This is a genomic window from Agrobacterium sp. rho-13.3 (genome assembly GCF_033957765.2).
Lineage (GTDB): Bacteria > Pseudomonadota > Alphaproteobacteria > Rhizobiales > Rhizobiaceae > Agrobacterium.
Window position 1 is genome coordinate 1 of record NZ_CP192780.1, and the last position, 25,579, is coordinate 25,579.

Consider the following 25,579-nt stretch of genomic DNA (forward strand, 5'->3'; position numbering starts at 1 on the left):
AGCCTTAGAACGTCTCAGGACGCAATTGGAAGTAACGTCGAATATGGAAAACGAAGCAAGATCTCTGGCTGAACACATCGACGCTCATAACCTGGTGGAAACGACTGATCCCGGTTTTGAGAAAACGCTTTTAAGAATGGCATCTTTTGAAGGTATCAAAAATTTCGATGATATCGAGAGAGAGTTGGGCGTTTTAATCCGAAGAAGCCGCGACGACACCGGACTCATAAGGGCCGACTTCGCTTCTTTGGTAGGGTTATCTCCGACCGTCTACGCTCGTTATGAAAACGCTGTTTCGAGCATGACGGTGACTCGCCTGATACATCTCTGTGAATTGCTGGATCTTGATCCCGACGATTTAGTTTTTGCGCTTGCCCCGCACTTGTACGGACCAAGTTCTGAGGAGGCGGAGGACCGCCTCGAGCTGTTGAGATTAAGCCGCACATTATCGCCAGATGCGCTTTACGATCTCCTGCAACTGGTCAAACGGATCGCACCACACTCGGGCGGGAGTGCATAACTACATTCGCACTAGATATTCCGGTTTTTTGATCGGCGCATTTTCATCCAGGTTTACCCATGCTGGCGCAACGGGAACAACTTTGCCACTCGGCAGGGTTCGCAAGTGCGGCCGCCGCCAGTGCATTTCGACCTTATAACCAGCTTTTCCACGCATTGAGATTGCTCGCTGTGTGCTCGCGCGAACATCGATGATGATAACTGAACGAATTGGGCCGCGCCCTTTCTTGGCGCGGGATTTATTGAGCTTAACTGGTGCCGGCTCCTCGCGCCGAACAGCGCGAGGGGTCGCAAGTGCACCCATGAGAGCTTTGACGATCGCGATACCGTTTTCCACCAGCAACGCCGAGCTATCATTATCGGCGTAGTTCATCATGATTTTCTTGTGATCACCAAGAACGAGATGTCCAAGCTGGTTGATGAATGAGAAGCCGGTTCCTCGCTGCTTTTCAAACATAACGCGGACCGTAAGGCCCATTACACGACCATCTGACGGAGCCACCATCTGTTCACAAAAAGCTGCCATCCGAACGGATTGATCGAGGACTTTTTGAACCCACGAGACCCAGAACTTTTCGGCGGGGAGGGGAGGCATCTCGTGATCCCAGAGCATGTTGGCGTATTCGATGAAGGTCTGAAGCGTGTCACCTTTATCGTCCGTGTCCATGTAGTCGAACGTAAATTCTATGATCTCATCTGCATAATGGGTGATGTACGACGTCATCTCCTCCAGCTCGCCGGCGGCCCAAGGTTCCATCGTTTGGAAGCGCTTTTCGCTGATGTGCTCCAATGCAGTATGAAGTCTCATGTCGTCACCTGAGTTTTTTCGGCTGCGCCTTGGCGGATGAAAATATCCGCTTCAACAAAGATGTATTCCCCGCGGCCTTCACTTCAACGCTGGCTGGCTCCGGTTGGTTCTCGGACGCTTCCTTTTCATCCGGAACTTCGCGGTTCTCTACCGGCCTCGCCGGAACCACAACATAGGTCGTCGTTGTCTCATCGGCCTTCACGGCAACCTGCGTCTCAGTGCCGGCACGTATTTGCTCTATCGCTTTCAGTGCGGCCGCTTGTTCGTCGTCGGCCTCAACGAGGCTGGTCTGGGTCACGAGATAAAACGGCATTGGGTTTCGCGATTTCACTTTCATTGAGGATCTGACGAGATCGGAAGATTGCGGCTTAAGCATCGATAGACGGTTGCTCGTCCAATCCCGAAAATATCCATCAAGTCAGTGATAGAATATTCGCCGCTGTCATGCAGGCGACGGAGATCCTTTTCGCGCTTAGGGCTCAGCTTTGGCGCGCGACCTTTAAGCTTGCCTTTGGCGCGAGCGACAGCAAGCCCTTCTCTGGTGCGCATCCGGATTAGATCGGATTCGAACTCCGCGAATGTTGCCAGGATATTGAAGAACAGCCGTCCCATAGGGTCGGCTGGATCGTGGATCGATGAACCAATCTGAAGCTTCACGCCGCGCCGCGATAGGTCGTCGCATATGGCGCGAGCATCCGGCACGGATCGAGCCAGCCTGTCGAGCTTTGGAACAACAAACGTGTCATGTTCTCGCACTGCTGCAAGAGCCTGATCGAGCCCAGGGCGATTGCGGTTCGTCCCGCTATATCCGTGATCGGTGTATATGCGGTCAGGTGCTACGCCGAGTTTGTGAAGCGCTGCGATCTGCGCCTGAAGGTCCTGCTTGTCTGTCGAACAGCGGGCATATCCGATGAGTTTTCCGATCATGTCCATAAGTGTATCATATGACGCCCGGTTAGCGAGATTTAAAACGGACCAGTCTTGTGAGAAATTCGCCTACCCGATAAAATAAGGCTGTTGCGCTGATCTCTGCGCCAGGTCGAAGCTGTCCGGATAAGGATCGTTTTCGGACACGCGTCGCCATGCACTCCTCTTGTCGATAATTTGATGCACGAGGGCTACCGGAACAATAGTAGCAACTAAGGAAACCTAAGTCCGATTTAGGTTCCTTTCAGTGCAGTAAGGTAATTTCTTTCAAGACCTTAACTGGCGCGGGCTGGATACAAATCAGAGGGTAGGTGATGGCAAATCTCTTAGGTCGCTCACCCGCACACCGAAAACCTTGAGCAAGCCTTGTTCGCCGGTAGGCAACACAGAGACAGCTCGTGATTGGTCAACTCGTTTGATCCATTTGAGTTCGAGCATGCGATTCAGGAGCGATGTGCCGACCCGGCCTGAGAAATGATGCCGTCTTTCGCTCCAATCCAAGCAGGTTTTACATAAGGGTTTTGACCGTTTGCCTGCGTGAACATCGATACCAAAATCCGCAAGAAAATTATGACCGAAATTTGTGACGAAAGCTGACCCTTCTTTAACAACAATCGCCTCGCGCTCCTGTAAGGCGTCTGCGATGGCTAAGCCGAGTTTTCCCGCAAGATGATCGTAACAGGTGCGTGCAAGACGCAACTGCGTGTCTTTGGGTCCCGGTCTGAAGAATTTTGTTGGTCGACTGGCAGCAACTATCGACAAGGCCTCCAAGGCGTCAGCTACCTCGCTTGAGGCCAGTCGATAGTAATGAAACCGTCCCTGCCTCTCCACCTCGACCAATCCCGCTTCCAATAATTTCGAGAGGTGTCCGCTGCTCGTCTGTGGGCTGACGCCCGCGATCCGCGCCAACTCACCTGCAGTGAGCGATTTTCCGCTCATCAAGGCGGCCAGAATAGTTGCTCGCGCCACGTCACCCATGAGGAAGGCAATTCGGGCGATAGTCGGTCCGCTGGCAGTCGTGATCATGAGACATACTCCAGAAGATCAACGTTTCGGCCGTGGCCGAAACGTACCGTGTTCAATGGGTGATACCTTGTCCGGCCTAGGAGGAGATGGCAATGGACAATTTCGATTACACTTTGTGGGCGCAAATAGTAGTTTTGCTTTGCTCGATCAGCGCAACAATGATCGTTAGCAAATATCCGATAATGGAAAGCGACAGTGAAGCAGATCCGCAACCAGCCCTGCCGAAATTCCTTACGATCGTACTCGAAGAATGGCCGGCGAAACGACGGCAACGATTAGCGTTGAAGGAACTGACGGATGAAGCTCTGATTGATATCGGCGTCAGCCGCTCTCAGGCCATAAACGAAGCTGCGAAACCATTCTGGAAATGATTTCACATGATTTTGTGAAACACTTCGACGAAGATTCCTAGCGCCAACAAAACAAAAGAAAGACCCGCGGCGATCTGGAAATAAGTGAAAATCTTCTCGTTGCGAAACACGGACGAGGCTACTTTTCCAAGCAGGCCATACGTCATGTAAACGACGAAAACAGTTCCAATTGTGATCGACAGGATGACGGCATTATGCGGTGAGGCCAGATTCGTCAGATCCAAGTACGATGATAAGACAGACGTATAAAGGATTACAGGCTTTGGGTTGGTCATCGAAATGAGGAAGCCGTCGCGAAACGGATACTCGCTCATGTCATTGCGACTGAATTGAAGTCCGCTGCGGCGAGAACTAACGGCTAGGTCGTAAAAGACCTTGGCCCCCAGATACAACAAATAAGACGCACCAATGGTTTGGATAGCAAGTTGCAAATAGGGCCTTTGCGCGACGAAGATACCCAACCCCATTAACACTATCGCGCAGAAAACGACTGATGCGAATGTGGTGCCTAGCGGCGCGAGGATCCATTTGTTGCCGTCTAGTGTAGCGCCGTATCGAATACTGTTTATCGCGTTCGGCCCAAGTGGGATCGACGCCAAGAACCAAAAGATAAAGAAAGCTGAGTAAGTTGACATCAATCTTGTCCTCCTACCTCACCGTAGCTGCCTTTCACCGATTTGTCGCAGACGAAAAGCCTCTTCGGTGCCATATCAGCGGTTCTGTTTGCATCGGTCCAGTGCGTATAGTCTGTACCTCGATGAAAAATACAGTGTGGGTAGCTACTTCGGAAACGCTGTGAATACGGCCTTCACAGCTGCATATCGCACTGCTCAAATGTCCCGGATCAACGCCCATGAGACAGAACCGACTTAATTGAGAAGAGAGGATTTTCGGCTCATCGTAGCTCTATCAAAGGAAGCGAAGATGAGACAGAAATCCGGGCCGCAGACATCGACGGCCGAGAAGACGATCAAGGACATCCGCCGGGCCACGCGCAAGCACCATTCCGCGGAGGACAAAATCCGCATTGTGCTGGAAGGGCTGCGTGGCGAGGACAGCATTGCCGCGATCTGCCGCCGCGAGGGGATCGCCGAGAGCCTGTATTATAGCTGGTCGAAGGAATTCCTCGAAGCTGGTAAGAAGCGTCTTGCCGGAGACACCGCCCGTTCGGCCACCAGCGACGAGGTGAAAGCGCTGCGTCGTGAAAGCCGTGACCTGAAGGAGGCGCTGGCTGACCTCACCCTGGAAAACCGCCTGCTCAAAAAAAGCATGATCGCGGATGGGGGCGACGAAGAATGAGATATCCCGCCACCGAGAAGCTTGAGATCATCCGGATCGTGGAACAGTCGCATTTGTCCGCAAGGCAGACCCTCGAAAAGCTCGGCATTTCAAGGCCGACTTTCTACCGTTGGTATGACCGCTTCCAGACCCACGGCGTCGAGGGTCTGGAAGACCGGACATCCGCGCCGTCACGGGTCTGGAACCGTATCCCCGACGATATCCGGGATCGCATCGTCACCATGGCGCTCGATCATGCCGATCTGTCGCCACGCGAGCTGGCGGTGAAGTTCACCGATACGGAAAGCTATTTCGTATCAGAGGCTTCAGTCTACCGCCTGCTCAAGGCTCACGACCTGATCACCTCGCCTGCCTATATCGTCATCAAGGCCAACGACGAGTTCAAGGACAAGACCACTCGCCCAAACGAGATGTGGCAAACCGACTTCACCTACCTGAAGGTCATCGGCTGGGGATGGTTCTACCTGTCGACCATCCTCGACGATTATTCCCGCTACATCATCGCCTGGAAGCTGTGCACCAGCATGAAGGTGGACGACGTCACCGACACGCTCGACCTGGCACTGGCCGCCTCAGGCTGCGACAGGGTCAAGGTCGAACACCGGCCGCGCCTGCTGTCCGACAACGGCCCGTGTTACGTCGCTTCCGATCTCGGCGAATGGCTGGAGAAATACAAGATCGAGCAGGTCCACGGCGCTCCCGGCCATCCGCAGACCCAGGGCAAGATCGAACGCTGGCACCAGACGTTGAAGAACCGCATCCTGCTGGAAAACTACTTCTTCCAGGAGGACCTCGAAGCCCAGATCGCAGCCTTCGTCGAGCATTACAATCATCGCCGATACCATGAGAGCCTCGACAATCTTGCCCCAGCCGACGTCTACTTCGGGCGCGGCGCGACCATCCTGCTCGAACGCGAAAGGATCAAACGAGACACCATCAAACAGCGCCGCTTGAACCACCACGCCAAAGCGGCTTAAATCAACCCGCAAACCGAGCCGGAAACTCCACTCTTCCAAAGACCAAAAAGTCTCAAATCATTCGACGACGGACACGATGATAAGTGAAGAGTAGCGCGCGAAGTGAGCACTTGCGTCTAGGCCGGATCTGAACCTTAACTTGCGTTAGTTGGGTTACTGGTCGACCCTTTTGTAACAGCAGCCAAATACGCGGCTTCAGCTGCGACTTGGGCGCGTGCGAAAGTCTCAGCATCGCCTTTCGCGATAAGGTCATTAAATTTAGGGCCAGTAAAAAGCTCCCAGCCTATGATCGCTGGCGAGCTATCAACCCCCGGAATATCAAAAGCCACTAATTCATGAGCGCCTACCCGCGCACGCTCAGCACGGTTGGCGCTCCAAAACTCTGGCTCTCGTACCCATGAAATATCCATTATTATCACCACAGACCTTTTGAGCGGGATTGAATACACTCCGCTGACTTCGATTTAAATTCTCGAACGTCTCTGGACATTGAAGGCCTTCATAAGGCCGATAGAAGCATAGGCCACAATCAAGATCGTAAAGTAAATGGCGTACACGATTACGGAGATGAAAAGCGTTCTCTCGTAGTCGCTCACCCAAAGGCCGACTACCTTCGGCAAAAGTACGGCTGGCGCAAAACCTACAATCATTAAGATGATCACTCTAATCATTATCGATACCGTTTTAACCCGTCAGCTACTTAAACCGAGATCGCTACCACGCACGCCAGGGAAACCCGCGCGACAAAGATCAACACGTTGTTGTACTCGGATTTTTTTTCTGGATCACTTAAGCGAAGGATATAGTCCAAGCCGGAAATGATTGCGACGACGAGCCCTGCCCATCGCAAGCTCGCGACTACTTCGCCAGAATACAAAAACACGGCAAGTCCCACGATCACGCCAACCGCGATCGTTGTGAGATATACACGGTCGAAAACCGATTTCAGGAAACCGAAATAATATTCGATGTTGGTTTTAGTAGTCATGCCGGAAACCTCCTGCATTCGCAATGTTCTGCTTTTGTTTTAGCATGACTTTATCATTTAGAAAAGTATCGGCCTCCACCGTCCCTACGGCGCAATTTGGATAAGCGCGCTCCGGCTTCGGCCTTGAATATCCGCGAGTGACACGATTCCAAAAATAGGGTTTGAACCTTGCTCAAGGGGCCTCGTCATCAGGAGATTGGTTTGAACTGCGGGCAACTGGATCGAGAGATCGCACAAGCTTCTTCAGTTCGCGATCAGTCATTGTGCTGCGAGCCGCGAGCCGTCGGCGTTTGGTGCGGCTCCCTCGGCCGCGAAGATTTCCAGCAACTGCGAAACCGGCGACTTTCGCCGCACTGTCACCGTGGGCGGCCCTGATTTGTAAAAGCGTATGCGTCAGGTGGTAGAAATCTGCGACTTTGATCTCGTTTAGCTTAGAAACGCGCCTTGGAATTAGGTCGGCTGGCAAGAGAACAAGGAGGTGGGGAGGGACGGGATAGCGATGGTCTTTGCCTAACTCTTCCAAGATGTGCGCGACATCCTTAATCAGACGGTCGCCAACGCCGAGCATTTTCAAAAAATAGGCATGCTCTTCCAGGCGACTGTACGGCAGGTCTTCGAATTCAACAGCCATGCTCCGCTTCCTCCGAAAGACTGACCACGAGGGCAACTATTAAACGCTGGGCTTCAAGGTCCCGTAGCCTCCGAAAATACGTGTTCAGTTCTTTCCCTTCCTTGGAGCGGACGAAGCGGATCAGATTATCGTCCGCATTTTGCTGGACAATGAACGGAAGCCCGGTCCGCTCTGGGTCGCGCTGATAGAAGTATTCGATGGGAACGTTGAACAGCTTGGATAAGGTGCTGAGCTGGTCGCCGCGCAGCCGGTTCGTTCCATACTCGTATTTCTGGATTTGCTGCCTGGCGATCGACAGCGCAACGGCAAGATTAGCTTGGCTGATGCCGTGCAATAACCGTTGGAACCGGACCTTCCTGCCGATATCTATATCGGTCTGTCCCGGCGCTTTAGAAAAGTTCGCGTTGCTCGACACTGCTCCCATGAACCCCCATGTATTGTTCTTGATATGGCCGCGATGCGCTCAAAGCAGAATTGTTCTTTGATCCAACCGGATTTGGCTCCGGGGAAAACCAAAGCTAAAAGCATTCTATGTTCAACGAAACTCTCGCCGCATTAGAATCTATCATCCCTGAGAACTGGAACTTGACTTCCGGTTCCGCCGTCATGTTTGTTTTGGGAATTGCTCTGGTCGCCTTCATCATCAGAAAACTTCTGAGCGCTGCGCTGCTTGCCGCCGCATTTGTAGCTGGCTGGATGGTCTGGAACGATCCGAGTTTATTGGACTCGTGGGGAGACACAGCCCATCGGCTTTTAAACGACTGGGAGCAAGGCGAGTAGGGCGACCTCGACTGATCTCTAACCTAGGGGTACTATTCCAACCATCCCGACATACCAGAACAATGCGAGGTGATTGATGCCAGAAAGCAAAATCGAGCAGATCAAGGAATTCAGTCGTCATCTGGCGGCTATCATCATTACCTTGTCACTGATCTACTTCGCCATGATCGCCATGCTGAACAACATGACGGCAATCTCCAGCGCACAGCGGGCGTTTCTTTCCGCTCTGGGACCAGTTGGTTCGCCTTTGCCGATCGTGGTCAGTTTCCTCGGCTTGCTCGGCGTGCTGTGGTTCGGCTGCAACTTTACCCGCCTGTTGAGTGCTCTTCAGCGCGTAAGCTATCTTTTTGTGAAACAGGTTATCTGACGCCGAAATTTACTCAGCTCCATCCATGCAATCACGGAGGCTCGAAAATGGCGATATGGCCCTCTCCGCCCGCGCTTGATGAAATCAGGAAGCAACAAGCGGAGGAAGATATGGCGAGTATCTTGAGAGGCGAGTATGCGGAACTACCGCTTAGCCGCCTCAGCATCCTTCTTGATCACGAGCTTGTAATGATGGTCAGCCCTGTCATAAAGGCTGGATGCTCAAGCCCGGGCGGAACCGTGATCGGTCTGAACTGGACGGAAAAGGGCGCTGACTTTATGGGGCAAACGCTTCCTCCGTATTCCTGACGCTCAATTCTTTAGGTTCTTGCGATATATCCAAGGTTCATCGAACGAATAGGCCCATATACCTCTGTTCTGGCGCTTGGCACTGTCCTCGATGCGCTGATACTCCGGCCAAACGGCTCGCGACCTGTAGCGATAGGCAACGGCAAGGCCTTGCCTGATCAGCTCGGCCGAGAAATCAGGAACCGCCTGCGTTCCGCAAAAGGCAAGGGCGCGATTATAGCGGTCGTAGTCGCGGATCTCGCAGCTGACGGTTTGCCCATCCGTCCACTGCATCAAAGCGGAAACTGCAGGGCTTCCACAATCGAACCTCTGACCGTCTTTAGATGTCATTGGCTGGCCGCTTTCACAGGCATCAACGCCGTAAAGGCGGATCGACTGTTTTGAACCGACGATGCGCAATGTGTCGCCGTCTATTACCTCGACCTCAAACCGTTGCGGCGGCAAACGAGACGCTGCATTGGCGTGTTCTGCGATCAAAAGCGCTGTCAGGGCGATTGTGAAATTTGAGAGGTTGGAGAGGTATTGGATTTTCAGCTCGGTCATACAAAAAACGATCGATTGCGGCAAAGCTTTGCGAGCCAAGCGCCATTGCGCGCTGAGAATCTATGCCATGCTCATAAAAGATTAAAACATTAACCTGTTCCGTTGTAAAACAAATTGGGGCTGTACGCGCAGCCCCGGGGCTTAGTAACCCCGAATAGGAAAGGTATGGGCGTCCACCGAAAGGACGCCGGATTCCTCGACTTATGGTCGGGGAGCCATGGGCGCATGTCCAGGCTCTTCAGCTAAAGGTCCATGGGACCGATCCTATTCGGTTTACTAACTCCCCGATCAAGGGGTCAGGAAAGAGGCGCGGGGGCGTACCGCAGATCCTCCCACTGAGGCGACCGGAAAGGCCAGCTAGAGAACACTCTCCCTTGTGGTGACGGCATGATGCCGTGCTGTTGCGTCGGATGAGAAACCGGCGGTCGGGTCATAGCGATTGCGACAACACGGGAAGGTGATTTTCATGAAACCGTTGATTGATAAATTTAGGCGTTCTCTGGAAGTTTCGGGCGAAAACCCTGAACTGCTGAAAGCACAATATCTCGCGTTCTCACGGCAAATGCCGTTGATGTACCTCATTTTGCTTTCAAGCACCTGGGCGGTCGCCGTCACCCACATGCCAGTTGCACCCCTCTGGCTCTCGGTAGGCGCACCTAGCATTCTGACAATCGGATGCGTTATGCGCATAGTCCACTGGTGGCGGTCCCGCCATTCCGAGCCAACGTCATTCACCGCGCTGAATGTCCTGCGACGCACAAACCGTTTGGCGTTCGTGATCGCGATCGCTTTCACCACCTGGTCATTCTTTCTCTATCCCTATGGCGATGCCTACGCACGCTCACACCTTGCCTTCTATATGGCGATCACGGTGATTTCCTGCATCTTCTGCCTGATGCATCTGCGCTCGGCCGCGCTGACGGTGACAATCATCGTCAACGGTGCATTCATCTTCTTTTTCGCGGCGACGGGGCAACCAACCTTCATCGCCACTGCCATCAATATCGCTCTGGTTTCGATTGGCATGCTGGTGATCCTCAACATCAACTATGCGACTTTCTCGCAGATGGTGACGACGCAGACCGAAGCTCGCCGCAAGCAGGAGGAGCAGGGCCGGCTGCTGCGCATGATCGACGACATGCCGGTGGCAGTGATGACCGTCGAACCCGAAGATTTCACGATCACCTATGCAAATGAAACCTCGAAAGACCTCATCCGCAGCATCGAGCATCTTCTCCCGCTGAAGGCCGATGGTCTCCTCGGCTCGTCAATCGATGTCTTCCATCGCCACCCAGAGCATCAGCGACGCATCCTGTCAGACCCCAAAAACCTGCCGCACAACGCTCGCATCAATCTCGGCCCGGAAGTTCTGGACCTGAAGGTGTCCGCGATCATCGCCGATGATGGCACCTATCTCGGGCCGATGCTGACATGGGCGATCGTCACAAAGGAAGTGGAAGCAGAACGACAAATCCGCCATCTCGCCCATTACGACACGCTGACCGGTCTCGCCAATCGCGTGACGTTCAACGAGAACATGGATGCCGCCCTTGCCCTTCCGGGCGACGGCCCAGCCCTCCTATTTGTCGATCTCGACGGCTTTAAAATGGTCAATGACACCAGAGGTCATCGTGTCGGTGACGATCTTCTGCGAGAAGTCGCAAACCGCTTGCGCGCTGTTTGTGAAGAGCCATCGATGACCATTGGGCGGCTCGGCGGTGACGAGTTCGCCATTCTGGTCCCGCATGTTGAAACATCCGCACTTGAAACGTTCGCGTCCCGTATCATTGAAACGCTTTCTCTTCCCTACGATCAAATCCTGATCGGTGCGTCCATCGGTATAGCAATCGCGCCAATCCACGGCGACACGGGAGAGGCACTGCTGGCACGTGCCGACATTGCCCTTTACGCCGCAAAAGCGGCGGGTAAGGGGACCCATAGGACGTTTAGCGAGGATATGGAGAGCCGGATACAGGAACGGGTCCGTCTTCGAGCAAAGCTCCGTACGTCGCTTGCAACCCGTCAGGGCATGTTCGTTTTCTATCAGCCGATTATTGACGCTCACACAAAGAAGATAACTGCACGCGAAGCCCTTGTCCGCTGGCATCACCCTGAGCGGGGTTGGATTTCACCGGCAGAATTCGTGCCGATCGCTGAGGAGAGCGGTCTTATAGACCAGCTCGGCGAGTTCGTGCTTAACACCGCGTGCTTCGACGCGGCCGGTTGGAGCGATGCTGCTCGGGTCGCAGTCAACGTATCGGCAGCACAGCTCGGAAAAGGAACCATCACATCTACCATCTTGGCAGCACTAGCCCGTTCCGGGTTGTCTCCTGACAGGCTGGAAATCGAAGTCACTGAAACAGCTATGCTCGATGACGAGAATGGTGCGATTGGCGATTTGCGCCGCATCCGCGACATGGGCGTCCGCGTGGCGTTGGATGATTTCGGTACCGGATACTCGTCTCTCACCCATCTACGTGCCTTCCCCTTCGACAAGATCAAGATCGACGGCTCATTCGTGAAAGATGCCGTCGAGCGGCCGGAGTCGGCCGCGATCGTCAGGGCTATCGCTGATCTGGGCAAGCGGCTCGGCGTCACGACCGTTGCTGAGGGCGTAGAGACGGAAGCACATCTGATCCGCGTTCTTGAGGAAGGATGCACCGAAGTTCAGGGCTATTTTTATGGCAAACCGGTCCCTAGCGAACGGGATGCAGGAGCCATAGCAGAGTTGAACCACAGGAAGGTGAAAACAGCATGAGCAATCTTGAAGATATGAAGAAAGGGCCAAAGGTACCCAATCCGGTCGATATCGAAGTGGGGGCTCGCATCAAAGCACGGCGGCGCATACTTGGAATGAGCCAGGGCAAGCTTGCCGAAGCGCTGGGCGTGACGTTCCAGCAGGTCCAGAAATACGAAAAGGGCACGAACCGCGTCGGCGCAAGTCGACTGCAGAACGTCGCAACCATCCTTGGCGTGCCGGTTTCGTATTTCTTTCCCGATCAGAGTTCCGGAATTGAGGGCGATATCACGCCGAATCCAGGCAATGAGATCACCGCGTTTCTCGCAACGAACGAGGGGCTTGATCTGAATAGGGCTTTCGCCCTGATCAGTTCACCACTCGTTCGAAAACGCGTTGTGGGCCTCGTAAAATCGATCTCTGAAGCAGGTCTTGGTGAAGCAGGGAGTGGGGGATGAAGGAACTTTTTGAGCGAGCTGAGACCGGTTCGGCAACATCGTTCCGCGACCTCCATATCATCCTCGATGCCATGCCTGTTGCCATGTCCTGGGCGACCCTTCCGGGCGGGGATATCCGTTTCGTCAATCGCGCCTTTATCAGGTTATTCGGATATCCTGAAAGCCGGTTCGCGACCGTCGATGAATGGATTGCAGAAGTATATGCGACGCCGGCGGAGCGGCGTACCGCCCGCGAACGTTGGGCCGCTCTTTGGAGGGGAGACCAATCCGGCATCGCGGAGATCGATCCGCTTGAGTGCCGGGTGCGTTGTGCTGATGGAACATATCGCACGACGCTACACCGCGGGACCTTACTTTGGGATGTCGGAATCGGGATCGCTACCTTCGAGGATATTTCAGATCGCAAGATTGCCGAAGACGCCATTCGTCGCATTGCTTTGGAAGATCCTCTTACCGAACTCGCAAACCGTAGGGCGCTGCACGAGCGCTGGGAAACCGAAGTCACATCGGCACCAACGAAAGCCAACCTCAAGCTTGGGGTACTGCTCGTCGACCTCGACGGCTTTAAGCCGGTCAACGACCGTCTCGGTCACGAGGCGGGCGATCAGGTCTTGAAGATGGTTGCCGATCGCCTGCGCAACGCCGTCCGCGATACGGATCTCGTCGGCCGGATTGGCGGCGATGAGTTTGTGGTTCTGTTGTCCAGCCTTCAGAGCGACACACAGGCAGAGGCTATCTGTGATCGCATCAGTGCCACTTTTGACGCGCCATTTGTATTTGATGGGGAAACGATAACTCTCGGCGCGAGCATCGGGGTCAGCCTTTATCCGCAAGACGCCACAGAGCTTGCAGGTCTTATTCGGCAAGCCGATCTGGCTCTTTACAGACGAAAAAGAACAGGGCGGGGTGGTTGGGAATGGTTTTCCAATCCCGCCGCATGACACAGAGCAACGCCACGCTCACGATTTGAGCGCATCATTCACTTTATTTTTGCGGGGTCGAACGAATGAAGTCTCTCCTAAACATCGCATCGGGCGGTGCCAATGCGGTCGTCGCCGCTATGAACAAATCCCTTGCGCTGATCGAATTCGATCCCAGGGGGAAAATCCTCACTGCCAACGAAAATTTTTGCCAAGCGATGGATTACAGCGCGTCGGAGCTGGTTGGACAACATCACCGCATGTTCTTGGATCCAGCCGCCGCCAACAGTCCGGATTACGCTGCATTCTGGGCCAAACTTTCGGGCGGTAAATTTGATGCCGGTGAGTACAAGCGGCTTGCGAAAGGCGGCAAGGAGGTTTGGTTGCAGGCATCCTATAATCCGGTCTTCGATCGAAAAGACCGCGTTGTGAAAGTGATCAAGATTGCCACAGACATCACGGCTGCGAAAATGAAAGCGGCGGACGACGGCGGCAAGATCGCCGCCATACTGCGCGCCCAGGCGATGATAGAATTCTCTCCGGACGGGAATATCCTCTCGGCAAACGAAAATTTCCTTGCCGTTATCGGCTATAGCCTCAACGAAGTTGCCGGCCGGCATCACAGCATCTTTGTAGATCCGTCAGAGGCAGTGAAACCGGAGTACAAGGAATTCTGGCACCGTCTGCGTTCCGGCGAATTCGTTGCACAGGAATTCCGAAGGATCGGCAAGGGAGGCAAGGAAGTCTGGTTGCAGGCATCGTATAACCCGATCTTCGATCCGGACGGCAAGGTCATCAAGGTTGTGAAATTTGCCACCGATATCACGGGCCGGATACACGCAGTCAATGCGATCGGAGATGGCCTGAGCCGCGTGGCGGCGGGCGATCTCATCTGTGAGATCGATCGACCATTTATCCCATCGTTGGACAAGCTGAGGATAGATTTCAACGGCTCGGTTGCTACTCTTCGCAGCGCGCTTCAGTCGGTAGAGCAAAACGCGGCTTCGATTGACGCAGCAGCGGGTGAAATAAGCAACGCAGCGAACGATCTGGCCCGTCGGACGGAACAGCAGGCGGCCTCTATCGAAGAGACGGCAGCAGCGCTGGAAGAAATTACAACCACGGTGCAGACTTCGACTGTGCGCGCTGAAGATGCCGCCGCTCTGGTTGCACGGTCAAAGGGTCGTGCAGAGCAATCGGAAACCGTGGTGCGTCAGGCCGTTGCGACAATGGATGAAATCGAGCGTTCCTCGCACGAGGTCAGCAACATTACCGATTTGATGGACGAGATCGCGTTTCAGACCAACTTGCTGGCGCTCAATGCCGGTGTCGAAGCGGCCCGCGCGGGAGAAGCCGGAAAAGGCTTCGCTGTCGTTGCGCAGGAGGTACGCGAACTGGCACAGCGTTCAGCGAATGCGGCGAAGGAGATTAAGGCACTCATCACAAGATCTGAAAAGCAGGTCAAATCCGGTGTAGCGCTTGTGGGAGAGACTGGAGCCGCCCTTCAGGCGATCGTTGTCGATGTGCAGGAAATCAACGCGCATGTCAGTGCTATCGTGCAGGCAGCTCGCGAGCAGACTGTCGGCCTTTCAGAAATCAACCTCGCCGTTGGTGTGATGGATCAGGGGGTTCAGCAAAATGCTGCAATGGTCGAGGAATCGTCGGCCGCAAGCGCTGGCCTAGCGTCGGAAGCCTATCGCTTGAAACAACTGCTCGCGCAGTTCCAGCTCGTTGAAAATCAGCGTTCTATTCCACAAACAATGGTGAGAAAGTCGGCGGCCTAAAAAAGGATAAGCATTCTCGGGTTGGAAAGGGTTTTCTGTTTGTGCTTGGTCATCTAGTCGAAGTTCTCATTGGCGGTCTGGTTGGAGCCTCCCGGCCAAAAAATGAGACTGAACGCAAGGTGCGGCGGATCATGATACCGCTCGTTTTACTGTTCCTCTTCGGCCTTATCGTTTTTTCGGGTTGATGGAGCAGCTTGCGTTTTAGCATCGAGCTTGGCCTGCCGTTCAGCGTCTTTTCTGGCGGGCCGGGTCAGAAGTTCGATTAGCGCACAAATGAAGAACCCAACCCAACAGAGAATTCCATATGCGATAAGACGTTCTCCAAGTCGATGCCAGCCGATGTGCGCTAGAGCGACGCCAGCGCTGGCAAGCACCGCAAAAAACAGCATGCAAATCCAGCCAGCTATCATTGGAGCGGTTATCCCTCTCCACACGAATATCGTTTTTATGATTGACCGCATGCTTGACCAGAAACCGTGTACCAGAGCCGAAAATTGAGCGAGACGGCAGGTCTCCCTCATCAGGCGCCAGGCGCTCGATGCGCCTGACGGTTGACTGCACTCGAATGGGTCACCTGACGAAACCATGCCGCTCGGCAATGCTCGGCGCATGCAGTTTCCCGGCCTCCTTCGTCATAGACAGGATCGCCTCATGCTGTAGACCGCTGACCTCGTAGCCACCTTGTCTTGCGGTTTCTACAATACTCTCAAGGCTTGGATATTCTTCAAGGAGCGTCCCAAGCCAAAGCTCGGGTTCGTCGGTTTCCTCGTTGACAAAGGCGTGCAGGAAAAAGGTCCGCAAGGGCGGATCGAAACCGATAACGGCCTGCGTATCGGTTTCGCTTTCTGATCTTACTTCGCAGGGATGACGGCTCATTTTCAGCACCTTTCTAACGGCATCAAAGCTTCAATTCAGAGTGTGAACCGAGCCGAAGCAACACAAGGCGCGTGTCGTCGGGCTTCTGGTAGATCAACACCAAATCCGGCTTTATGTGACAGTCTCTCGACCCCGCCCAATTGTTATAAAGCGCATGATCGCGGTGGCGTGGCTCAAGCGGATGATCGGCTAGTAGAGCGGTGAGGACGGCATTCAGATCGGAATCCAGCGTCTTTTGATGCCTGCCCTTTTTCTCCCGCTTGTAATCACGCTTGAACTGGCTTGTGAATTCCGGAATCCGCATCAGGAATTCAGCTCACGGAAAAGCTCGTCAATATCCGCTGCTTTGGTGGTGCGACCGGCTCTCGCATCTTCCATTGCCTGAACCGTTTCCGGGCTTGGCTGAAACATATCAAGCGGCAGAGTCCGTTCGGTCGCAATGCGTGTCATTGTCATGCGAACTACATCCGACACGGTGAGGCCCGTCGCCTTGATAACCGCTGTCGCAACGTCCTGAATTTCATCTGGAACGCGAGCTTGAATTTTTGCCATAACAAATCCTCTCATTGGCATGTAGTACAGTGTACTACAAAATAGCGATGATTGCAAAATCCTATTTGTCTCCGATCGGAATGATGTCGCGTAATTCGAGGAACGCGATTTTCTCGCTGCGTTCCCGCATCAGCGGATCGAAATTGACGTAGACGCGATCAGCGAATGCCGTGCTGCACAAACGCCAGATGACGCCTTCTCGCCCGACGCGTTTTTCAGGCTCGCCATCCAGCGAGACAGGCGCATCGATGACGCGGACACGCTGACCCAACCGCAACCAGTTCTGAGCGGCAGAAATTACCGCCGCGCTCTCTTCTTTCGAAAGGCTTTTCCGGCCTGTCCGGGCAAACGGAGTTTGAGGGTCGGCCGCCAAGAGTGCCGACTGCTCTTGCTCGGACAGGTCGTGAAACCATTGAACTTCATATTGGGGTGTGAACGCTTCTGGTGGCCGGGTGGTGCAACGGTGAAAATGCTCGATGGCCGGACCGCCAAACATGTCCGGCTGAATACCGGCAAGACGCTTTTCATATTGCGCTTGCCGGTATTCTGCCCGCCAACGGGCATCGGTTCCGATCTCAAACCGCTCCACGTCCTGCCGCAAGCTCGCCCATTTCGATGCTTTTGCCATGGCAGGCCCTTTCTACAGCAACGCCAGCTGCTCGGCGGGATAACGGGCAGGGGCGGGCATAGGCTTGGCAGTGATCCGCTCCGCTGCTGCTGCGCGGCGCTGGCGGGCCTCGGCAAAATCGAAGCAAACGATTTCGGTAATGATGTTGGTGTCTTTCCAATCGTCTCTGTAGATCGAGGTATCGACACCGGCACCCGCTTCCATTCGAAAGCCGGTCGCCTTCTCAAAATCTATGCCCTTGCCACTGGTACGCCGTTCATAGAAATGCCGTCCTGAGTATTGAAACGATGCGGATAGCTGCGGAACGATAAAAGCACCGTGGTCAGCCAGCTCGGCGGCAATGTCGATGATGTGAAATTCAAACTCAGCGCCACGGTAGCGCGGGGCATTGCCGCTGCGGCGTACCCGCCCAAACGGCGGATTTCCGATGGCAATATCATACCGGCCTAGATCAAGCTCACGCCAGTCGAAGACATCGGCATTGATCCAGCGGGCGTCAGGCAGGAGCTTGCGTCCAACCTCGCAATATTTCGGGTTGACCTCGATGCAAGTCAGCTCGGTTGCGCGGCTTCCATACTTTGCCCGCTCAGCAATGAAATAGGAGAGAACGCCGATACCGGCGCAAAGATCGATGACGCGACCGCCAGCGCCATCCAGTGCGAAATCTCCGGCCAGATCGTAGGGGGTGAAGAAAGCACCCGCCGCGCCGTTGATGAACTCCGCGCCCTCATGCCAGTTGCGGAAGACAAACTCTCGCTCGTCTTCGCTCAAACGCTCCTTGGTCAAGATCGCCTCGGCCTCTGCATGGTCCTTACGCTGCTGCTTCGTCAGTTTCGCCATAGTCTCGATTTCCCTTTTTTCGCGAAGCGGTTTCCTGTCCCGAAGGGCAGAAGCCCTGCTCCTGCTCCTGAGACATCGGCGGCGAGATCGGGGGAGAGGGGGGCAAGCGCAAACAGGTCAGGGGGGACCACCCACACCGAAGGTGCGCCGGCGCCGCCGGCGTCCTGCAACGAAGAGACCTCGCCGGCTTGTCCGGCCAGGTCGTATGAGTGAAGGATGGGGGATGGCCTGTTTGCGCTTGTTGGGGAGAGGGGGCAGCGCCCGCTCTTCCCATCAAACGAAACGAAACAAGGCTGCTGAAGCAGCCTTACTGCTTTCTGTCACGCTGATGACTTCAATGCTTTTCCAGGGCAGAATGATCGCGCCCACACCTTGAGCAACGCTTATTCGGCCACGGATGGTAGACATAAAGTCCAAAAATGCTTTCGCTTCTAAAGAGAGAAAACGAGCAGTTTGGGCACACAAATGCAAACATGAACATCAGCGCACCGACGACGAGTACGACTGCCCCGATCCCGTGGCCTGTTCCCGCCGTCCAATCGGGGGAGGTCAATACGAGAACGGATGCTACTATGAGAAAGAGCCATGCTTTTTTGTAAAGTGACATCCCGACTTTTCCCTTTCGCATCGATTCAAGTGAACCGATTGGCTCCGTAAGGATTTGCAGGACCGTAACGAACACTGCCTTCGACAAAGAACCCCTTATATCCGAGCATCCACGCCCGGTGAAACTCTGAACCTGCGAGGATCTTGCGCAGCCACCTTGGCATGATCTTACCGTCATAACCGCAAAGATAGATGCGGTGGTAAATGGCATTCATTGTCCGGTCCTTCCTTTGCTTCCGTGGGCGTTACCCGAAGGGACGAGACGCCTGAGCGTTGATCGTTAGCTTACCGGCTTCGGGATCGGCTCTTTGAGACGAAACCGCAGCCTCAAGGTATGCTCGAACAACGGGATTGGGTGGCTCGGTCGCGGGTTTCCCGCGATAGCACGCGGTCGCTCGCTAAAGGTGAGCGATGCCCTGACGGAAAGTACGGCTTTCCTACTCCACCATCCGCACCTGGCTCTTGCGATCTTCGTAGACACTTTGACGCCACTCATCTGGCCTTGTGAATGAACTGGACCAAAGGCCTGTGCGGTTCTGTCTGGCTTGGTTTTCCAGCGATTGATATGTGTCGTAAGGCAGCCTGTAATTCCTCTTGGAGTCGACCAGGGCATGACCTGCCACAATAGCTTCGGCGGCAATATCTGCTCCTCCCACTCCGCACCGTGCAATCACGACGGCATCATATCGGCGCTCGAGCGTCTGACACTGGACGTCGCGACCCAATGTTTGTGAAACCATCCACGCTGTAGCCATGGTCTCGCACGGCCACGGCGTACCGTTGAAGTAGGCGAGTTGTCCTTTGTCACACACCTCGATCCCTGCAATTTCGACTTTTACGTCTGCCTTCAGAAACTGCAGCGTCCTCGCATCGATGACGCGGACGTAACCCTGCAGAATCCCTTGCTCTTCAGCGGCTTGTGAAGTCTGACCTTCATCTTGTGCATTCGCTGCCAACGTCGCCTTACCAATCCTGTCCTTATAGGTATCGATCTGCGCGCCGATACGGTCGTCCTCTCCCATTTGGGACAGGACGTAAACGGCCACCGCGGCGATACCAATCAAGCTGACAGTTTTGAAATTCATAGCCTTGCAACGTGTTTTAGTGCGCCGCCCTCTTGGGCGGCGCTCTTTAACTTAGTTCTCGTCCGGCTGCTTTTTGGCGAGCTGGCCGAAGTCGAGGACGATCAGATCGGTTGAGAAGCGTTCTTCGCCGGTCTGCTTGTCATTGAACGTGGACTGGCGGAGCTTTCCGCGAGCAAAGACGAGATCGCCGGGGCCAACATGGTTCGCGATAAAATCGCGCGTGCGCTTGCTGAACACCACCACTTCGTTCCAGTGCGGGTCATCGATCCATTCGCCGCCCTCGCGTTCCTGGCGGCGATAGTTCGCGCAAATGGAGATCCGGGTGGCATTGTCGAAGGGGCTGATGCGACCGACGCGGCCGATGATTTGGAACTCAGCGATGTTTCTCATGGTACACTCCCTAAAGCTGTTGACAGGGCGTTTAGGCGTCTGAAAGCGGCGGCGTCAATCACAATTGCGGAGGGTCCGCGTAGCGGAAACCGTCATTGTGATTGACGCTATTAGCCGCGCCAGATGCAAATTGCCCCGTCATTACAACAGCTTTTTAGGGGCGTTGACCAGCAAAACTCTGTGTTTCAAATATCGACATTACGCTTTATAGCAACCTCGGTATTGCTGCCGGCCGCCACGGCGCTGCGCCCCTCGCCGTAAATGCGCCGGCGACATGGCCGTTCGGGTAGCGCTGGCTCTCCTGTTCGGCAATAAGCCCATGCAGCGTTTTCTCAAGATGAAGATCGCCGCCGGCGACCTTGCCGGTCATTCCGCGCAGATACGCTCCCGGCTCTCTCACAAGACCCGCCGCGGACTTCTGGACGATGATCGCGAGCGCGATTGCGGCCGGAACGGCCCCCATGGCCGCCCGGGCCTCGCGCCACGCGTCCGGCGAGATTCCAAGGCTGCCGCGCAGCTGCCCCGCAAGGTCAACCAGATCCCGCCAGCCGTCAATTTTTCCGTAATCGAGCATTTCCGGGCATGCGTTTACGACCGTTTGAATGAAAATCTTCGCGCTCGGGGCATGCGATTTGTGCTCGACATCGCCTTTTTCGCCCCCATAATTTTCAAAAGCCATTCTTTCGACGGCGGAGCCGTTGTCAGTATGTGAATTGACCGATCGCGCGTTAGCGCGATGCCGTTCATCATTACAAGATACAGAATGGGGTTGGGTTGTAGTTTCTAATAGGCAACCGATTTCTGATGCTGTGGCATCATTATATTCGTTCTGAGCGTTGGATAACATGGCGTTCTGGATCAACCGCAACAACGTTGCGTATGCGCGTCTCGCGCGCTGAAGGAGCTTCAAAGGGGCTTTGTGAGAGCGTCCGACAATACGGCTGATCCACTCATAGCGGGCCTTGAACTGCGACCACCTACCGGCAAGATCCTGCGCGATCGCGGATTGGCAATGCGCCGGAATTTGCCTGCGCATTTTGTGAACTGCCGTTCGGCACTCCACCCATTGCGCATGCTCCGCCTCGTGGGCCTCGGCCAAAATGCGCAATTCTTCATAACGAGCTGCGAGAATAGAAAGATCAATGCCGTAGGCCCACTTAACGACACCATCTGAGCCGCGGCTACCGGCACGGCGGCAATTTGCGCTGTCTTGGTAGGTGATAAGGCCATGAGCGGCGAGTGTTGAAAGCGCCGAACGCACGGTGTTGTTGCTGATCGCGAGACCAGCTGCGCGCGCCAGCGCCGCATTCTGTTGCCAGACAATTGGACGTGCCCCAGCCTTCCAATCATCTTCAAATGTCCTGAAGACAAGCGTTTCAAGAATGAGCTGTGCTGTGCCGTTGATCTTCATGCAATGGAGCGCGCGCTTAGCGACAGCCCAGATCTCGGAACGAGAATGCGTTCCAAGAGTGGCCCCTTGCGCCATAAGCGCATAACCAACGCGCGTTGCGTCTACCTTCCGCCAGCCGGAAGGGTTCGGGCTTTGTCCCAAAGCCCGTTCTGAATATGTCATTGTCCTCTCCCTCCTTCGGAGAAGGGCAAGTGACAGGCAAGCCAAAGGCGTTTTCTCGCAAGAAGGTCTTGCGAAAATCGCTTGGATCGGTTAGATTTGGAGGTGAAGTTGTTCCCCTGAGGGGCCTCCAAATCAGAGCTTCGGCTCACCCATCAAAAACGCCTGCCGCGCCAACGGCGGGCGTTTTTCTTTATGCCCCTTGATGCTTCGATAGATACTCCTTCAAAGCTTCCTCGATGATAACGGAGCGCCCGACGACGCGCCGCTCCTGTTTCAGCTGATCGCATTTTTCGACGAATTCAGCAGGTAGATCGAGATGGACGAACACCCGTCCGGACTGGATGCGCTTTGCCCGAGACTTCGCAACGAAATCGCGATCAATCTTCCGCTGCGCCTCTTTGTCCATAACCGTCATGGCTTTCCCGACTTTCTAGTTACCACCTACACAGAGGTATTGCGATTCTTCGATTCGCACAAGCACGATGTAGCTTTTTGAAATTACGACTTTTCTAATTTCAGGTTGAAAAGCAAGGATTGTTGAACCGTAGACTCAACAATAATCGTAGGGATTATTCGAGCTTCCTTGATGAGCAAAATCTAAAGTCGCTATGATTTTTTGTGGGTACTTTTACGTAAAGCACCGGATGCTAATGTCTGCTCGCTTAAGATGAAAGAATTTACCTGTGGGTTTAGGGACGAGGCGTTGCCTACTCCCCACAAGCTTCGCCTTGACCAAGGGGATGCAGCAAGTCGGTCGCACCACTTCGGGTGCAACCGCGTTGACGCACCCCCTTGGCCGCGCGCTGCGCGCGCTCTGCGCCGAAGCTTGCCCCCTCTACCACTCTCGCCGGCGAGGCCTCGGGAGCAGGAGCAGAGCTCCTGCCCGCCGGGCAGAAGCGTCGCTTCGCGAAAGAGGAAGATTTCCATGTCTATTGAGAAAAGCTGGATCGAAGTTGTGAATGGATCTTTGAAAGGCCGCATAGCGTTGCCTTCCGGATCGATAGAGGTTGTCGGCATCACCTGGCGTGAGAGCGATGCCAGCGCATTCCGTCTGTTCAAGAAAGACGATCTGTCAAATGGCGAGATTGGTGCCTGCTGGAATTGGGCGGGCGATGCGCGCCGGTCAATTCTGGTCGCGACTGATGAGGGACGGCACTACGGCCGCCTCACCATGATTGAGCAGATAGGACAAACCGCTCGGTACTCGCTTGATTTGATGGAGGAAGCGGGATCAACGGGTTAGCGATGATCTCGCAGGTGCTCGATCCCGAGGGCCTTCAGCGTAAATGGATCACCCGCTATCTCTGCGAAATTGAAACGTTCAAGCTCTTTCAGGAAGGCGACACGCGACCTCTCGTAGATGAAAGAGAGCGTCGCTTTGGGGTGTTTGGGGTTGCCGCTTGCGTCCAGGGCAAGGATCGGCGCTATCTCGAAATCTGTTTCAAGCAGTTCGATCACCTCTCGCACGGAAACAGATGCCGGTTCCTTCGCCCAGGAATGACCGCCTGTGCGTCCCATTCTGGTAGTCACGATGCCGGCATCCCCGAGAATACGAAAGGGTCTCTTCAGCGCGCTCGGTACGACGCCGAAACAGTCAGCGATTTCGGCCCCCTGCACCACCTCGCGGGGCAGGGCTGCGGCCATGTAAATCAAGGCGTTTACGCCCACATCAGTGGAGGCGAGCAGTCTCATTAAGAACGTCCAGTTCCATCATTCAGTCATAACCTAACAGGTTATCGCACATACTGTGCCATGAAAGGAGGCTGCCTTTGCTTTGTACTATAGATGACAAAGCGAGTTTCTTGCCTTTTACACGGCTCAATTGTCGCGGTCTCAATTTCTAGTGGAGATATCGGGTGCTGGTCTCGGAAAAACGGGGGCGCTTAGAGTCACTTTGTTCCAATAAGCTATGCGAATTTGTGGGTATAAACCCCCTGTTGTTCCTCGGCAACAACCCTTGATAAAGGCCGGTCTTATATTAACGCCACCTCCCAACAGCGATTCAAAGCGGCAATCTTTTGATGTAGGAAATGTAATGTTGGAATTGCAATTCGCTACTTTTAAGTTTAACCGTGATTTTTGTCTCAAGGAACACGGATACGATGGAGGGAAACATGCGTAAACCCGTGCAGCTGAAGAACTTTGTGATCGGCGCTGCGATGATCGCTGGATGCGCCTTTGTCACGGCACCTGCCCAGGCGGAGGATCTCTGGCCCTGCGAAGTTGCTCTTTGCATAGCAAATCCCGCTGGCCCGATGGCCGTTAGCGAATGCGTTGCCCCGATCAAGAAACTCTATCGCCATTTGGCGAAAGGCCGAAGCTTCCCCATGTGCAAGTCAGCAGACGGCCATGTGCAGTTCACCCGTTACGGGATGGAGCTTCAGGAAGATTGCCCTGCAGGAACCCGCACCGTCTACAGGAATAATGATGAGGGCCGAAGCTTCGGCCGCAACATGCGCATGTGTGAAAAGTTCGTCCCTACAAACGGCGGTTTTTATTCTGGCGACAATGAACAGTTTGAATACCGCATTATCGATGGCAAGCGCGTCTACGGCCAAGTCGTGACTGAAGCTGCCCCGGTTCGTCAGAAGCCACGCTATCTTGACTATGTCGTGCAGGGCGATAGCCGTCGCCTGTGGTGGTGAGATGGACGCTCTAGCCATACTGGCCCTTGCAACCCAATGCGCGACTGCTGCACCGGCTCCTGTCGTTGCAGCCGTTGCCATGGCGGAAACCAGCGGCTCGACCTATGCGGTCACAGTCGATGGTAAGCGAAGCGACCACGCTGGACAGGACGAGGCTGTTCAAAGCGTGGCGCTCGCTCTCGTCGAAGGCTCAACGGTCAAGGTAGGCATAGCTGGCGTTCCTGTGAAAACCTTCGATAGTCTTCGCGTGTCGTACACCGAAGGTTTCTCGTCGTGCCTCAATCTCGAAATTGCGGGCGACGAGCTTCGCAAACGGTGGGAATCCTTCGGTGGACAGGATGAGCACTGGCGGCTTGCAGCGCTCGATTATGGTACCGGCGAGCCCGGTGTCGATAGCGAGTATTCGAAGCGTTTCGACGCTGCGCTTGCGGAAATCAACGACGTTTCTCCCCGCTTGAGTAAGCGGAAGGGGGCGGCAAAAGAATTTGCGGCCGGCCCTGCTCCATCCTCTGGCGAGGAAGAGCCGAACTCTACCCCGACGCAACGAGCAGCTGGGTCGGCAAACCAATGGGACGTATTCAACAATCAGCGGTCCCAATCCCTTTTGATTTTTTCGCGGTAATTAAGGAGCCACGTATGTCCATTAACGGCGCTATGCGCTTTCTGCCCCTGATGTTGGCGGTAGTATTCTTTTCCGCAGTGATGGCCGAACCGGCCTTTGCACAGAGCTTGGGCGGCGCAGAATCCATTCTGGAAACGATTGTTGACGCCTTGACGGGCAACATCGCGCGTCTCATCGCGATCATCGCTTGTATTCTCGTTGGCTTCGGCTTCCTCTTCGGGTTCGTTGACCTGCGCACGGTCGGTTACTTCATCGTCGGCGCGATCATCCTGTTCGGCGCTCGTGAAATTGTAGACCTGCTTAATTCGGGTAGCTGATC

The 25,579-nt window shown here is 54.6% G+C and carries 37 protein-coding genes; 14 read left to right on the forward strand and 23 right to left on the reverse strand.

Going from position 1 to position 25,579, the window contains the following annotated elements:
• Positions 1–43: 43 nt before the first annotated feature.
• On the forward strand, positions 44–520 hold the full coding sequence (locus RMR16_RS26980) for a helix-turn-helix domain-containing protein (protein WP_320188763.1): 477 nt from the start codon (positions 44–46) through the stop codon (positions 518–520).
• Here the strand turns inward: RMR16_RS26980 and RMR16_RS26985 are convergent, their stop codons facing one another.
• The 4 genes from RMR16_RS26985 to RMR16_RS27000 all read right to left on the reverse strand — a co-directional run bounded on the left by RMR16_RS26985 (position 521) and on the right by RMR16_RS27000 (position 3,280).
• Positions 521–1,327, reverse strand: coding sequence for a hypothetical protein (locus tag RMR16_RS26985; protein ID WP_320188762.1), 807 nt, complete (start codon positions 1,325–1,327; stop codon positions 521–523).
• Between the two features lie 4 nt (positions 1,328–1,331).
• Complete coding sequence (locus RMR16_RS26990; protein WP_320188761.1) at positions 1,332–1,640, reverse strand: hypothetical protein; 309 nt, start codon at positions 1,638–1,640, stop codon at positions 1,332–1,334.
• 20 nt (positions 1,641–1,660) lie between these two features.
• Complete coding sequence (locus RMR16_RS26995) at positions 1,661–2,254, reverse strand: recombinase family protein (RefSeq protein ID WP_407026498.1); 594 nt, start codon at positions 2,252–2,254, stop codon at positions 1,661–1,663.
• A gap of 300 nt (positions 2,255–2,554) precedes the next feature.
• The gene (locus RMR16_RS27000) at positions 2,555–3,280 is read right to left on the reverse strand and encodes an ArsR/SmtB family transcription factor (RefSeq protein ID WP_320188759.1); all 726 of its coding nucleotides are present in this window, start codon (positions 3,278–3,280) and stop codon (positions 2,555–2,557) included.
• A 92-nt stretch (positions 3,281–3,372) separates the two neighbouring features.
• Here RMR16_RS27000 and RMR16_RS27005 point away from each other — a divergent pair, with 92 nt between their 5' ends.
• Positions 3,373–3,651 (forward strand): DUF1127 domain-containing protein, encoded by a 279-nt coding sequence (locus tag RMR16_RS27005; protein ID WP_320188758.1) that lies wholly within the window; start codon positions 3,373–3,375, stop codon positions 3,649–3,651.
• Positions 3,652–3,653: 2 nt separating this feature from the next.
• On the opposite strand, the gene RMR16_RS27010 is transcribed toward RMR16_RS27005, so the two are convergent.
• Both RMR16_RS27010 and RMR16_RS27015 read right to left on the reverse strand, forming a co-directional pair.
• Positions 3,654–4,286, reverse strand: a complete 633-nt coding sequence (locus tag RMR16_RS27010) for a LysE family translocator (protein ID WP_320188790.1) — start codon at positions 4,284–4,286, stop codon at positions 3,654–3,656.
• Between the two features lie 34 nt (positions 4,287–4,320).
• On the reverse strand, positions 4,321–4,506 hold the full coding sequence (locus RMR16_RS27015; protein ID WP_407026496.1) for a flavin reductase family protein: 186 nt from the start codon (positions 4,504–4,506) through the stop codon (positions 4,321–4,323).
• Between the two features lie 69 nt (positions 4,507–4,575).
• Between RMR16_RS27015 and RMR16_RS27020 the strand changes: the two genes are divergently transcribed.
• Positions 4,576–5,927, forward strand: a protein-coding gene (locus tag RMR16_RS27020) for an IS3 family transposase (RefSeq protein ID WP_136686651.1) whose coding sequence is annotated in 2 segments (ribosomal slippage) — positions 4,576–4,912 and positions 4,912–5,927 — 1,353 coding nt in all. Because the reading frame shifts where the segments join, the coding sequence is not laid out codon by codon here.
• A 134-nt stretch (positions 5,928–6,061) separates the two neighbouring features.
• Here the strand turns inward: RMR16_RS27020 and RMR16_RS27025 are convergent.
• From RMR16_RS27025 to RMR16_RS27040, 4 genes are all read right to left on the reverse strand, one after another.
• A complete protein-coding gene (locus RMR16_RS27025) occupies positions 6,062–6,337 on the reverse strand; it encodes a hypothetical protein (protein ID WP_320188757.1) in 276 nt (91 codons plus the stop codon).
• A gap of 290 nt (positions 6,338–6,627) precedes the next feature.
• Positions 6,628–6,915 (reverse strand): hypothetical protein, encoded by a 288-nt coding sequence (locus RMR16_RS27030; protein WP_432355614.1) that lies wholly within the window; start codon positions 6,913–6,915, stop codon positions 6,628–6,630.
• Between the two features lie 172 nt (positions 6,916–7,087).
• Positions 7,088–7,546: a hypothetical protein gene (locus tag RMR16_RS27035; RefSeq protein ID WP_320188755.1), complete on the reverse strand. Its 459-nt coding sequence runs from the start codon at positions 7,544–7,546 to the stop codon at positions 7,088–7,090.
• The gene (locus RMR16_RS27040; protein ID WP_320188754.1) at positions 7,536–7,970 is read right to left on the reverse strand and encodes a helix-turn-helix domain-containing protein; all 435 of its coding nucleotides are present in this window, start codon (positions 7,968–7,970) and stop codon (positions 7,536–7,538) included. Before RMR16_RS27040 ends, RMR16_RS27035 begins: the two co-directional genes overlap by 11 nt.
• A gap of 107 nt (positions 7,971–8,077) precedes the next feature.
• Here RMR16_RS27040 and RMR16_RS27045 point away from each other — a divergent pair, with 107 nt between their 5' ends.
• The 3 genes from RMR16_RS27045 to RMR16_RS27055 all read left to right on the forward strand — a co-directional run bounded on the left by RMR16_RS27045 (position 8,078) and on the right by RMR16_RS27055 (position 9,001).
• Positions 8,078–8,326, forward strand: coding sequence for a hypothetical protein (locus RMR16_RS27045; RefSeq protein ID WP_320188753.1), 249 nt, complete (start codon positions 8,078–8,080; stop codon positions 8,324–8,326).
• 76 nt (positions 8,327–8,402) lie between these two features.
• Positions 8,403–8,693 carry a hypothetical protein gene (locus RMR16_RS27050; RefSeq protein WP_320188752.1) on the forward strand — a complete coding sequence of 97 codons (291 nt, stop codon included), beginning with the start codon at positions 8,403–8,405 and terminating at the stop codon, positions 8,691–8,693.
• A 47-nt stretch (positions 8,694–8,740) separates the two neighbouring features.
• Positions 8,741–9,001 (forward strand): hypothetical protein, encoded by a 261-nt coding sequence (locus RMR16_RS27055; protein WP_320188751.1) that lies wholly within the window; start codon positions 8,741–8,743, stop codon positions 8,999–9,001.
• 3 nt (positions 9,002–9,004) lie between these two features.
• Here the strand turns inward: RMR16_RS27055 and RMR16_RS27060 are convergent, their stop codons facing one another.
• Positions 9,005–9,544 carry a thermonuclease family protein gene (locus tag RMR16_RS27060; RefSeq protein WP_320188750.1) on the reverse strand — a complete coding sequence of 180 codons (540 nt, stop codon included), beginning with the start codon at positions 9,542–9,544 and terminating at the stop codon, positions 9,005–9,007.
• Between the two features lie 466 nt (positions 9,545–10,010).
• On the opposite strand from RMR16_RS27060, the gene RMR16_RS27065 reads away from it, so the two are divergent.
• The 4 genes from RMR16_RS27065 to RMR16_RS27080 all read left to right on the forward strand — a co-directional run bounded on the left by RMR16_RS27065 (position 10,011) and on the right by RMR16_RS27080 (position 15,443).
• The gene (locus tag RMR16_RS27065; protein WP_320188749.1) at positions 10,011–12,302 is read left to right on the forward strand and encodes a putative bifunctional diguanylate cyclase/phosphodiesterase; all 2,292 of its coding nucleotides are present in this window, start codon (positions 10,011–10,013) and stop codon (positions 12,300–12,302) included.
• Positions 12,303–12,316: 14 nt separating this feature from the next.
• Complete coding sequence (locus RMR16_RS27070; RefSeq protein WP_407026497.1) at positions 12,317–12,739, forward strand: helix-turn-helix domain-containing protein; 423 nt, start codon at positions 12,317–12,319, stop codon at positions 12,737–12,739.
• On the forward strand, positions 12,736–13,680 hold the full coding sequence (locus tag RMR16_RS27075) for a sensor domain-containing diguanylate cyclase (RefSeq protein WP_320188747.1): 945 nt from the start codon (positions 12,736–12,738) through the stop codon (positions 13,678–13,680). The genes RMR16_RS27070 and RMR16_RS27075 overlap by 4 nt, the downstream gene beginning before the upstream one ends.
• 65 nt (positions 13,681–13,745) lie before the next feature.
• Entirely contained in the window at positions 13,746–15,443 is a 1,698-nt protein-coding gene (locus tag RMR16_RS27080; protein ID WP_320188746.1) for a methyl-accepting chemotaxis protein, read from the forward strand.
• Between the two features lie 146 nt (positions 15,444–15,589).
• On the opposite strand, the gene RMR16_RS27085 is transcribed toward RMR16_RS27080, so the two are convergent.
• The 11 genes from RMR16_RS27085 to RMR16_RS27135 all read right to left on the reverse strand — a co-directional run bounded on the left by RMR16_RS27085 (position 15,590) and on the right by RMR16_RS27135 (position 22,399).
• Positions 15,590–15,832, reverse strand: coding sequence for a hypothetical protein (locus tag RMR16_RS27085; protein ID WP_320188745.1), 243 nt, complete (start codon positions 15,830–15,832; stop codon positions 15,590–15,592).
• A gap of 181 nt (positions 15,833–16,013) precedes the next feature.
• Positions 16,014–16,319, reverse strand: coding sequence for a hypothetical protein (locus RMR16_RS27090; protein WP_320188744.1), 306 nt, complete (start codon positions 16,317–16,319; stop codon positions 16,014–16,016).
• Positions 16,320–16,341: 22 nt separating this feature from the next.
• Positions 16,342–16,623 carry a type II toxin-antitoxin system YafQ family toxin gene (locus tag RMR16_RS27095; RefSeq protein WP_320188743.1) on the reverse strand — a complete coding sequence of 94 codons (282 nt, stop codon included), beginning with the start codon at positions 16,621–16,623 and terminating at the stop codon, positions 16,342–16,344.
• Complete coding sequence (locus tag RMR16_RS27100; protein ID WP_174048554.1) at positions 16,623–16,871, reverse strand: type II toxin-antitoxin system RelB/DinJ family antitoxin; 249 nt, start codon at positions 16,869–16,871, stop codon at positions 16,623–16,625. The genes RMR16_RS27095 and RMR16_RS27100 overlap by 1 nt, the downstream gene beginning before the upstream one ends.
• 61 nt (positions 16,872–16,932) lie before the next feature.
• Entirely contained in the window at positions 16,933–17,499 is a 567-nt protein-coding gene (locus RMR16_RS27105; RefSeq protein ID WP_320188742.1) for a hypothetical protein, read from the reverse strand.
• A 12-nt stretch (positions 17,500–17,511) separates the two neighbouring features.
• Positions 17,512–18,339 (reverse strand): methyltransferase, encoded by an 828-nt coding sequence (locus RMR16_RS27110; RefSeq protein ID WP_320188741.1) that lies wholly within the window; start codon positions 18,337–18,339, stop codon positions 17,512–17,514.
• Positions 18,340–18,971: 632 nt separating this feature from the next.
• The gene (locus RMR16_RS27115) at positions 18,972–19,160 is read right to left on the reverse strand and encodes a hypothetical protein (RefSeq protein WP_320188789.1); all 189 of its coding nucleotides are present in this window, start codon (positions 19,158–19,160) and stop codon (positions 18,972–18,974) included.
• A 222-nt stretch (positions 19,161–19,382) separates the two neighbouring features.
• Positions 19,383–20,030 (reverse strand): thermonuclease family protein, encoded by a 648-nt coding sequence (locus RMR16_RS27120; RefSeq protein ID WP_320188788.1) that lies wholly within the window; start codon positions 20,028–20,030, stop codon positions 19,383–19,385.
• A gap of 51 nt (positions 20,031–20,081) precedes the next feature.
• Positions 20,082–20,420, reverse strand: coding sequence for a single-stranded DNA-binding protein (locus RMR16_RS27125; protein ID WP_172873346.1), 339 nt, complete (start codon positions 20,418–20,420; stop codon positions 20,082–20,084).
• Between the two features lie 205 nt (positions 20,421–20,625).
• The gene (repC, locus tag RMR16_RS27130; protein WP_320188787.1) at positions 20,626–21,993 is read right to left on the reverse strand and encodes a plasmid replication protein RepC; all 1,368 of its coding nucleotides are present in this window, start codon (positions 21,991–21,993) and stop codon (positions 20,626–20,628) included.
• Between the two features lie 190 nt (positions 21,994–22,183).
• Complete coding sequence (locus tag RMR16_RS27135; RefSeq protein WP_279852685.1) at positions 22,184–22,399, reverse strand: ribbon-helix-helix protein, CopG family; 216 nt, start codon at positions 22,397–22,399, stop codon at positions 22,184–22,186.
• A 519-nt stretch (positions 22,400–22,918) separates the two neighbouring features.
• Here RMR16_RS27135 and RMR16_RS27140 point away from each other — a divergent pair.
• Positions 22,919–23,236, forward strand: coding sequence for a hypothetical protein (locus tag RMR16_RS27140; RefSeq protein ID WP_172873343.1), 318 nt, complete (start codon positions 22,919–22,921; stop codon positions 23,234–23,236).
• On the opposite strand, the gene RMR16_RS27145 is transcribed toward RMR16_RS27140, so the two are convergent.
• Positions 23,233–23,685 (reverse strand): Rrf2 family transcriptional regulator, encoded by a 453-nt coding sequence (locus RMR16_RS27145; protein WP_320188786.1) that lies wholly within the window; start codon positions 23,683–23,685, stop codon positions 23,233–23,235. The genes RMR16_RS27140 and RMR16_RS27145 overlap by 4 nt on opposite strands.
• 422 nt (positions 23,686–24,107) lie before the next feature.
• Here RMR16_RS27145 and RMR16_RS27150 point away from each other — a divergent pair, with 422 nt between their 5' ends.
• Genes RMR16_RS27150 through RMR16_RS27160 form a run of 3 tightly spaced genes read left to right on the forward strand, consistent with a single transcriptional unit; the run spans position 24,108 to position 25,577 of the window.
• Entirely contained in the window at positions 24,108–24,638 is a 531-nt protein-coding gene (locus tag RMR16_RS27150; protein WP_320188785.1) for a hypothetical protein, read from the forward strand.
• Between the two features lies 1 nt (position 24,639).
• Positions 24,640–25,260: a hypothetical protein gene (locus RMR16_RS27155; protein WP_172873340.1), complete on the forward strand. Its 621-nt coding sequence runs from the start codon at positions 24,640–24,642 to the stop codon at positions 25,258–25,260.
• 14 nt (positions 25,261–25,274) lie between these two features.
• Positions 25,275–25,577 (forward strand): TrbC/VirB2 family protein, encoded by a 303-nt coding sequence (locus tag RMR16_RS27160; RefSeq protein ID WP_172873339.1) that lies wholly within the window; start codon positions 25,275–25,277, stop codon positions 25,575–25,577.
• The last annotated feature ends 2 nt before the right edge of the window (positions 25,578–25,579 follow it).